Below are 8,881 nucleotides of genomic sequence, written 5' to 3' on the forward strand. Positions count from 1 at the left end.
GACCGACGTTGGCGCGTCGGTCATGCATGAGACCTACATGATCATCGGGAAGGTACACCCCTTCCCTGAAGATCCACAGGTTCTAAGCATTGCTCATCGCGATGGCTGGCCTCCTGGGCGACTGGCTTGCCTGTTCGTGCGGGGGATGCCGTGAAGGCAATCGCATCTTCTGCCGCTGCCGTCAACCACAGCGACGCTCAGTCCGTAACGAGCTCTCCAGGACGTTGCCGTCAACCGTAGCCGTCAACAGCCCCTAACGATCATGTTTGCAGGACTGTTTTCGCTGGTGGGGCGCCAGGGACTCGAACCCTGAACCGACGGATTAAAAGTCCGCAGCTCTGCCATTGAGCTAGCACCCCTTGGTCGTGCTCCCCGGACCCCGCCCGCGTCGCGGTGTGATCCGCAGAACACTCCCCAAGATGCAGGGTACAGAGAGTACCGCGTCTTCGGCGACGCCATTGTCCCTGATCGCCCTGTGATCGGTCTCATCGGGCCCCGGCGCGGGGCCATGACGAGGTGGTCAGCGGAAGGCGTCGAGGCCCGTGAGCGCCTTGCCCAGCGTCAGCAGGTGCACTTCCTGGGTGCCCTCGTACGTGAGCACGGACTCCAGGTTGGTCATGTGCCTGATGACCGGATACTCCAGCGTGACCCCGTTGGCCCCGAGCACCGTACGCGCCTCGCGGGCGATGTCCAGCGCGGCCCGGACGTTCGCCAGCTTGCCGAAGCTGACCTGGGTGGGCTTCAGCTTCCCGGCGTCCTTGAGCCGGCCGAGGTGGAGGGCGGTGAGCCCGGCCTGGCCGAGCGCGACCGCCATCCACGCCAGCTTCTCCTGCGTGAGCTGGAACGCGCCGATCGGCTTGCCGAACTGCACCCGGGTGGTGGCGTAGTCGACGGCCGCCTCCAGGCAGGCCCGGCCTGCCCCGACCACGCCCCACAGGATGCCGTACCTCGCCTCGGTGAGGCACGACAGCGGGCCCTTCAGCCCCACGACGCCGGGCAGCACCGCGGAGGCGGGCAGCCGTACGTCGTCGAAGTACAGGGAGGCCGTGACCGACGCCCGCAGCGACAGCTTGCGGTGGATCTCGGCGGACGAGAAGCCGGGGGCCGAGGTGGGGACGACGAAACCGCGGATGCCCTCGTCGGTCCGCGCCCACACGACGGCCACGTCCGCGATCGAGCCGTTGGTGATCCACATCTTGGCGCCGTTCAGGATCCAGTCGCCGGACGGGTCCTGCTTGGCGGTGGTGCGCATGCCGGCGGGGTCGGACCCGTGGTCGGGCTCGGTCAGGCCGAAGCAGCCGATGGCCTCCCCTGACGCCAGGCGGGGCAGCCACTCCTCCTTCTGCTCGTCCGAGCCGTACTTCCAGATGGGGAACATCGCCAGCGACCCCTGCACGGACACGAACGACCGCAGCCCCGAGTCGCCCGCCTCGAGCTCCCGGCAGGCCACGCCGTACGAGACGGCGTCGAGCCCGGCGCAGCCGTACCCCTCCAGGTGCATGCCGAGGAGGCCGAGCGAGCCCAGGGCCGGGGCGAGCTCGCGGGCGGGGAACGTGCCCTGCTCGAACCACTCGCCGACGTGCGGCAGGACCTTGTCGGAGACGAGTTCCCTGACGGAGTCCCTGATCATGCGGTGCTCGGGGTCGAGTTGGTCGTCGAGTGCGAGGAGGTCGTCCATGGCTGCCAGGGTATCCGGGCCCCCTCGGGGTAGGGCCAGGGGGAATCCCGATGTGCGCCCACCCCCTGGAGAGGCACTGTGGAGGTATGAACGAGATGAACATCAACGGTTCGGTCAAGCAGCTCCGCCGCACTCGGAACGGCAGGATCGTCGCCGGGGTGTGCTCGGGCGTCTCCGAGTACACCGGCATCGACGCCAACATCCTGCGCCTCGGGCTCGCCGTCGCGACCTTCTTCGGCGGCCTCGGGGTCGGCATCTACGCCGTCGCCTGGCTCCTCCTCCCCGAGGAGGGCAAGAACAGCTCCATCGTCCAGGACCTCATCGACAAGAACAAGGACGGCCACGTCTGGCAGGACGCCAAGGCCAAGTGGGACAACGTCCAGCAGGGCTGGAACCAGGGCCGCTCCACCGGCACCCCCTACCCCCCGCAGGCCCCGAGCTACGAGCAGCACCCGTACGGCCGGACCTCCGCCGGCGACTCGCAGAACCAGGGTCCGCAGGCCTGACTCAGGTAGTGGCGGCCCGGACCTTGGCGATGATCTCCCTGCGCGACTCGGTCCAGAGCATGGCGAGCACGGCCGCGGTGCACAGCCCGGCCACGCCCGCCAGCGTCACGACCGGCTCTGGACCGAGCCGCTGGGCGGCGGCGCCTCCGACGAGGATGCCGACGCCCTGGGCGGCCAGCAGCCCCGACTGCACCAGCCCGAACGCCGCGGCCCGTCCCGACGCGGGGACGCACTGGACGAAGGCCGCGTTGGCCGCGAGCTGGTAGGCCCCGCCGACGCCGGACAGCACCCACAGGGCGAGCACGCCCTCCAGCGGTGGCCGGATCACGCACAGCACGAGCGGCGCGCAGGTCAGCATGGCCAGCCAGCCCATGCCCCGCAGCCGTCCCGACGGCGTGACGAACCGCCCGAAGAAGAACGCGCCGACGACCGTGCCCGTCGGCATCGCCGCCATCAGCAGACCCGTGATCACCGGAACCGGCAGCCTCCCGTCCGCGAGCGCCGCGGCGTACGGCACCGCGATGCCCTCGGGGATCACGTAGAACCCGCACAGCCAGGCGAACAGCACGAGCGTGCGCAGCCGGCGTTCCCCGAACACCAGGCGCGCGCCGGACAGCGTCATCCGCCACACGGACGGCCGCTCGCCGTCCTCCCGCAGCGGCGCCGGGCGGTGCCGCACCCCCGCCACGATCACCAGGGCCGATCCGAGGAACGTCGCGCAGTCGAGCGCCAGCGCCCGGTACGGCCCGAGCACCGCGATCGCCGCGCCCCCGGCGGCGAACCCCAGCATCTGGACGGCCTGGTTGGTCACGTTCTGCAGGGCCGACCCCACGACGTACCGGTCGCCCTCCAGGACCTCGGGCAGCAGCGCCGCGCGGGCGGCCGAGAACGGCGCGCCGAGCAGCACCACACAGAAGACCAGCGCGCACAACACCGGAAACGGTGTGGCGGGCAGGGCCATCGCGGCGAGCATCAGGGCGCGCAGCACGTCGCACCAGAGCATCACCCGCCTGCGCGGGTACCGGTCGGCGAGCCCGGCCAGCAGGGGCCCGCCGATGATGGGCGGCAGGTAGGTCAGCGCGTAGACGGCGGCCGTGGCCAGCGGCGACGCCGTGCGACTGTAGACCAGCACCGCGAGCGCCACCTGGGCGAGCTGGTCGCCGAGCAGCGACATGCCCTGTCCGAGCCACAGGGCCCGGAACTCGGGGATCGCGGCCACCTCCCGGTAGGTGGTCCGCACCTCGGGGGGACGGCGGTGCCGGCCGGACAGCCTGCCGGGCTTGGCGGCCGCCATCTCACTCCGCAGAGGTCGCTCCGCCGGCCGTGGCCGCCGGTGTCCGCCGCGGCGACTGGATCTGACAGACCGTGGTCAACATGTCACTTACAGTGCCCGCCGGACGCGACTTTTGCAACCCGCTGACGGTCCCATTTCGCGCGCCGCGAACGCCGATCGCCGTCCTGACGAGCGCGAACGCCCCAAAGGGGGCCGTTACCAGCCGAGCTCGTGCAGCCGCTCGTCGTCGATGCCGAAGTGATGGGCGATCTCGTGGACGACGGTGACGCGGACCTCCTCGACCACGTCGTCCTCGGTCTCGCAGATCTCCAGCGTCGGGTTCCGGTAGATCTCGATCCGGTCCGGGAGGACCCCGGAGTACCAGTCGCCCCGCTCGGTCAGCGGAATGCCGGTGTAGAGCCCCAGGAGCCCGGGCTCGGGCGGGTCGTCCACCACCACGACCACGACGTTGTCCATGACCTTGGCCAGATCCGGGGGGATCGTGTCGAGCGCCTCGGCCACGAGCTCCTCGAACCTCTTCAGCGGGACGTCGATCACGTGCTCATCGTGTCATCGCGAGGCGGCCGTGCGGTAGCGGCGTACGGCGAGCGGCGCGAACACCGCGATGATCAGCAGCGACCAGCACAGCGACGCGGTCACCGGGTGCTGGAGAGGCCAGGAGGCGGCGGCCGAGCGGGGGTTGCCGAACAGCTCGCGGGCGGCCGAGACGACCGCGCTCATCGGGTTCCAGTCCGCGATCGCCCGCAGCCACCCGGGCAGCCCCTCCAGCGGCACGAACGCGTTGGCCAGGAACGTCATCGGGAACAGCCAGCCGAACGTCGCGGCGTCCGCCTGCGCGCCGTTCTTCACGAACAGACCGATGTACGTGCCCAGCCAGATCATCGCGTACCCGAACAGGGCGAGCAGCGCGAAGCCGGCGAGCGTCTCCAGCGGGGTGCCGTGCGGACGCCATCCCGCGATCAGCAGGCCGCAGACGGCCATCATCGCGAGCGACAGCCAGTCCTTGGACAGGTCCGCGAGGCTCCGCCCGGCCAGCAGGGCTCCGCGCGCGATGGGCTGGGCGCGGAAGCGGTCGATGATGCCGCGCGCCATGTCCTCGGCGACCGACGTGGCGGCGGCGACCGCGGACAGCGCCATGACCTGCATGAAGATTCCGGGCATCAGGTAGTTCCGGTAGTCGCCCCCGCCGGGCAGGCTGATCGCGCTGCCGAAGACGTACCCGAACAGGATGGTCATGATGACCGGGGCGACCAGCTCGGCGGCGATCTGGCCGGGCTGGGCGCGTAGTTGCGAGTAGCTGCGCCCGGCGATGACGAACGTGTCGCTCAGGGCCCAGCGCAGCCGTTCGGCCCTCGTCCTCGGGGGTTCCACGGTGATCACCGTGATCACGCCGCCTCCTTCTCTCTGGCGGGCGCGTCGGTGAGCGCCAGGAACACCTCGTCCAGCGTCGGCCGGCGCAGCCCCAGGTCCTCCACGCCGATCCCGGCGGCGTCGAGGGCCGCGGCGGCCCTCACCAGGGAGGCGGCGCCGTCCGAGACGGGCACGACGAGCCGCCGCTCGGCTGGGTCGATCTCGGGCTCGCCGGGGAGCACCCGGCGGACGGCCTCGACGCCGGGCGCGAGGTCCGCGGCCTCGCGGAAGGCGACGCTCACCCGGTCGCCGCCCACCTTCGCCTTGAGCGCGGACGGCGACCCGGCCGCGACCACCCGCCCGGCGTCCATGACGGCGATCCGGTCGGCCAGGTGGTCGGCCTCGTCCAGGTACTGCGTGGTGAGCAGCAGGGTGGTCCCCTCGGCGACGAGCGCGCGCAGCTCGCCCCACAGCGCGAGACGGCTGCGGGGGTCGAGGCCGGTGGTCGGCTCGTCCATGAACAGCACCGGCGGGGCGACGATCAGGCTGGCGGCCAGGTCGAGCCTGCGGCGCATGCCGCCCGAGTACGTCCGCACCGGACGGTTCGCCGCCTCGGCCAGGCCGAACCGCTCCAGCAGCTCCTCGGCCCTGTGCCGGGCCGTACGGCGGGGCAGGTGGTAGAGCCGGCCGAACAGCTCCAGGTTGCGGCGCCCGGTCAGCAGCTCGTCCACGGCCGCGTGCTGGCCGGCCAGGCCGATCCGGTAGCGGAGCCGTTCCGCGTCCCCGACCACGTCGCACCCGGCCACCCGGGCCGAGCCGCCGTCGGGGCGCAGCAGCGTGGTGAGGACGCGCACCATCGTCGTCTTGCCGGCTCCGTTGGGCCCGAGCAGGCCGCACACCGAGCCGCGCGGCACGTCGAGGTCGACGCCCCGCAGCGCCTCGGTCGTGCCGAACCGCTTGCGTACTCCTTCCGCATGGATCACGGCATCTCCTTAACGCAGTTAAATTTAACAACGTTAAGGATGCATTGAACGTCGTTAAGCTGTCAACCGTGGCACTCGAACGCGACACGATCGTCAGGACCGCCATCCGGCTTCTCGACGAGGTGGGGCTGGAGAAGCTGACGCTGCGCAGGCTCGCGACCGAGCTGGGCGTGCAGGCTCCCGCTCTCTACTGGCACTTCAGGAACAAGCAGGAGCTCCTGGACGAGATGGCCGAGGCGATCTCCGTGCAAGAGCCGCTTCGGCCGCTCGCCGACGGGGAGTCGTGGGAGGAGTGGCTGGCGGAGTGGTGCCGGGGCCAGCGCCGGGCGTTCAAGTCGCACCGCGACACCGCGCGACTCACCGCCGGCACCCACCCTGGCACGGCCACGCTGCGGACCGTCGAGACCATCCTGGAGTCGCTGCAGCGGGCCGGGTTCACCCGTACGGACGCGATGTGGGGTCTCGGCACGCTGGCGAGCTTCCTCGGCGGGTTCGTGCTGGAGGAGCAGGCCGACCAGGAGAGGGGATCGATCGGCCCGGCCCTGTTCCAGGAGGCGCTGGAGAGCCTCGCGCCGTACCCGAACGTGCGCGCGGTCATGGTCGAGACCGGCGGCCCGCAGACGGATGCGTCCTTCGAGCACGGCTTGGCGCTGATTTTGTCCGGTATGCGGGCACATCTGGAGGCCCAGGCGGACGGCCGGTAACCGGAACACCGTGTTCTGGTAACCAAAAAGGCCGCGACTTCGGGTAGTCAGGAAGGGATGGAGAACTCGCGGTTGAGGGCGTTCGCCCGGAAGACGGTCGGCAGCCGTATCGCCCGTGTGTCGGCCCGTGTGCTCGCGGTCGTGCTGGCAGCGGTGATCGGCGGATGGCTCGGGATGGCGTTCGGCGCCAAGGTGGACACACCGGTCGGTCCCGCCGACATCGGGATGTCCCTGACCCCGTCCTGGAGCGGGGAGAGCGTCATCGACGTACGGCCCCTCGGGACGCTCAGCTTCGACACCCACAACGGCCCGGTGCGGCTCGACCTCACGATCGAGGCAGTCCACCCGGACGTCGCGGAGGAGATCCTCAAGAACCCCCGGTGGGCCGACCGGCTGCCGGCGACCATCGAGGCCGACGTCATCTCCGGGCTGCGGAGCCTCGCCGTGCGCGCGGCGCTGTTCGCGGTCGCCGCCGGATTCCTCACCGGCCTGGTCGCCTTCCGGCGGCTGTCGCGGGCGGCCTGGACCGCGGCCGGCTCGCTGGCGATGGTCGTCGTCCTCGGCGGCGTCTCCGCGCTGACGTTCAACCCCCGCTCGATCGCCGAGCCCCGGTACACCGGGCTGCTCACGGGCGTGCCGTCCCTGGTCGGCAGCGCCCAGTCGATCGTGACCAAGTTCTCCGAGTATCGCGGCCAGCTCGCCAAGCTGGTGACCAACGTCTCCCAGCTCTACGAGGCCGGGTCGAACCTGCCGATCTTCGACCCCGACCCCGGCACCATCCGCGTGCTGCACGTCTCCGACCTGCACATCAACCCGCTGGGCTGGAACGTGATCAAGTCTCTGAAGGACCAGTTCAAGGTCGACCTCATCATCGACACCGGCGACATCAGCGACCACGGGACGAAGGCCGAGAACGAGTACGTCAAGGAGATCGGCTCGCTCGGTGTCCCGTACGTCTACGTGCGCGGCAACCACGACTCCGTGACGACCCAGCGGGCGGTCGAGAAGCAGAAGAACGCGATCGTGCTGGACGGCGCCGCCGCCACGGTCAAGGGGCTGAGCATCTACGGCATCGGCGACCCGAGGTTCACCCCCGACAAGTCCGTACAGGTGGAGGGTGACGAGAGCCAGAGCCTCCTCGACCTCGGCCGGGCCAACGCGGCCAAGCTGACGCCGCGTGAACTGCCCCGGTCCGCCGCCACCTCCGCCCCCGAGAAGACCGTCGCCGACATCGTGGCCGTCCACGACCCGACCGTGGGCCGGGGCCTGTCCGGGTACGTGCCGCTCGTGCTGAGCGGGCACGTCCACGCGCGGTCCACCGAGCTGCTGCCCTCGGGCACCCGCCTGATGATCCAGGGGTCCACCGGAGGCGCCGGCCTGCGCGGCCTGGAACACGACGAGCCGACCCCGCTGACCGCCTCGGTGCTCTACTTCGGCAAGAAGAGCCACCGCCTGGAGGCCTGGGACGACATCACCGTCGGCGGCCTCGGCGAGCAGTGGATCCAGTGTGAGCGTCATATCGAGCCGAACCCTGGCCGTAGAATTTCTCCCGAGTCGCCGCAGGCACCGTCGCCGACGGCAACCGGCAGCGGCTCGCCGTCGCCGTCCGCTTTGGCATCAGGGGCAAACGTCCCCTATGCTTCAGAGGTCTCCGACGGAAGGCGTCACGGAACAGGGCGAAAGCCTTGAGCCCCCATCGTCTAGCGGCCTAGGACACCGCCCTTTCAAGGCGGCGGCACGGGTTCGAATCCCGTTGGGGGCACGTGGAGCGCGTCGAGCGCACCGGATGACGGAAGGTCGAAGACCTCCCGGAAGCTGGTAAGCTAGGCGAGCCGAACAACACGGGGAAGCGAAAGCCCCCCGGACATAAAGGTCCTGTAGAGCAGTTTGGAGTGCTCGCCACCCTGTCAAGGTGGAGGTCGCGGGTTCAAGTCCCGTCAGGACCGCGTACGGCGGCAGCCGCCGAGGTCAGGTAGCTCAGTTGGTACGAGCGTCCGCCTGAAAAGCGGAAGGTCGGCAGTTCGACCCTGCCCCTGACCACCACCCTTGAACAGCCCAAACGCCCCGAAGCTTGATTGCTTCGGGGCGTTCCTGTTGTGTTTGACGACAACGTGCCCATGACCCTTTGCAGTTGATCTTTTTGTCGGCATCGGTCGGTAGCGTTCTGCGTACTTCAGTGCAGGTGCGTCATCGGCTGAGAGGGCGAATCGTGGGCGCTTCAGGGTGGGATTACTTCACGCCGTATCAGCAGGATGTTTCGGCTGCCCTTGCCGCGGAGCAATCGTCAAGACCTGTGGATCACGAGTTCCTAAGCAGCTGCTGGTGAGGGCTGATCGTCGGGGCGTTCGAGGAGCTTGCCGTTGATG

General features: G+C 70.0%; 8 protein-coding genes and 4 tRNA genes. 6 read left to right on the forward strand and 6 right to left on the reverse strand.

The window, feature by feature from the left end; translation table 11 throughout:
- Positions 1-284 precede the first annotated feature (284 nt).
- Both ABZ857_RS43535 and ABZ857_RS43540 read right to left on the reverse strand, forming a co-directional pair.
- Positions 285-359 (reverse strand) — tRNA-Lys (locus ABZ857_RS43535).
- A gap of 161 nt (positions 360-520) precedes the next feature.
- Positions 521-1,678 (reverse strand): acyl-CoA dehydrogenase family protein, encoded by a 1,158-nt coding sequence (locus ABZ857_RS43540; protein WP_357056696.1) that lies wholly within the window; start codon positions 1,676-1,678, stop codon positions 521-523.
- Between the two features lie 86 nt (positions 1,679-1,764).
- On the opposite strand from ABZ857_RS43540, the gene ABZ857_RS43545 reads away from it, so the two are divergent.
- Positions 1,765-2,184 carry a PspC domain-containing protein gene (locus ABZ857_RS43545; protein WP_357056699.1) on the forward strand — a complete coding sequence of 140 codons (420 nt, stop codon included), beginning with the start codon at positions 1,765-1,767 and terminating at the stop codon, positions 2,182-2,184.
- Between the two features lies 1 nt (position 2,185).
- On the opposite strand, the gene ABZ857_RS43550 is transcribed toward ABZ857_RS43545, so the two are convergent.
- From ABZ857_RS43550 to ABZ857_RS43565, 4 genes are all read right to left on the reverse strand, one after another.
- Positions 2,186-3,478: an MFS transporter gene (locus ABZ857_RS43550; protein ID WP_357056702.1), complete on the reverse strand. Its 1,293-nt coding sequence runs from the start codon at positions 3,476-3,478 to the stop codon at positions 2,186-2,188.
- 195 nt (positions 3,479-3,673) lie between these two features.
- Complete coding sequence (locus tag ABZ857_RS43555; RefSeq protein ID WP_030512067.1) at positions 3,674-4,015, reverse strand: metallopeptidase family protein; 342 nt, start codon at positions 4,013-4,015, stop codon at positions 3,674-3,676.
- A gap of 12 nt (positions 4,016-4,027) precedes the next feature.
- Positions 4,028-4,867 carry an ABC transporter permease gene (locus tag ABZ857_RS43560; protein ID WP_357056705.1) on the reverse strand — a complete coding sequence of 280 codons (840 nt, stop codon included), beginning with the start codon at positions 4,865-4,867 and terminating at the stop codon, positions 4,028-4,030.
- Entirely contained in the window at positions 4,864-5,811 is a 948-nt protein-coding gene (locus ABZ857_RS43565; RefSeq protein WP_357056708.1) for an ATP-binding cassette domain-containing protein, read from the reverse strand. Before ABZ857_RS43565 ends, ABZ857_RS43560 begins: the two co-directional genes overlap by 4 nt.
- 68 nt (positions 5,812-5,879) lie before the next feature.
- Between ABZ857_RS43565 and ABZ857_RS43570 the strand changes: the two genes are divergently transcribed.
- The 5 genes from ABZ857_RS43570 (at position 5,880) to ABZ857_RS43590 (ending at position 8,558) form a co-directional block, all read left to right on the forward strand.
- Complete coding sequence (locus ABZ857_RS43570; protein ID WP_357056711.1) at positions 5,880-6,515, forward strand: TetR/AcrR family transcriptional regulator C-terminal domain-containing protein; 636 nt, start codon at positions 5,880-5,882, stop codon at positions 6,513-6,515.
- Positions 6,516-6,587: 72 nt separating this feature from the next.
- Positions 6,588-8,204, forward strand: a complete 1,617-nt coding sequence (locus ABZ857_RS43575; protein ID WP_357056714.1) for a metallophosphoesterase — start codon at positions 6,588-6,590, stop codon at positions 8,202-8,204.
- Positions 8,205-8,277 (forward strand) — tRNA-Glu (locus ABZ857_RS43580).
- A gap of 109 nt (positions 8,278-8,386) precedes the next feature.
- Positions 8,387-8,461 (forward strand) — tRNA-Asp (locus ABZ857_RS43585).
- A gap of 20 nt (positions 8,462-8,481) precedes the next feature.
- A tRNA-Phe gene (locus ABZ857_RS43590) sits at positions 8,482-8,558 on the forward strand.
- Positions 8,559-8,881: the final 323 nt, after the last annotated feature.

The sequence above is a fragment of the Microbispora sp. NPDC046933 genome (assembly GCF_040644635.1).
Taxonomy (GTDB): domain Bacteria; phylum Actinomycetota; class Actinomycetes; order Streptosporangiales; family Streptosporangiaceae; genus Microbispora.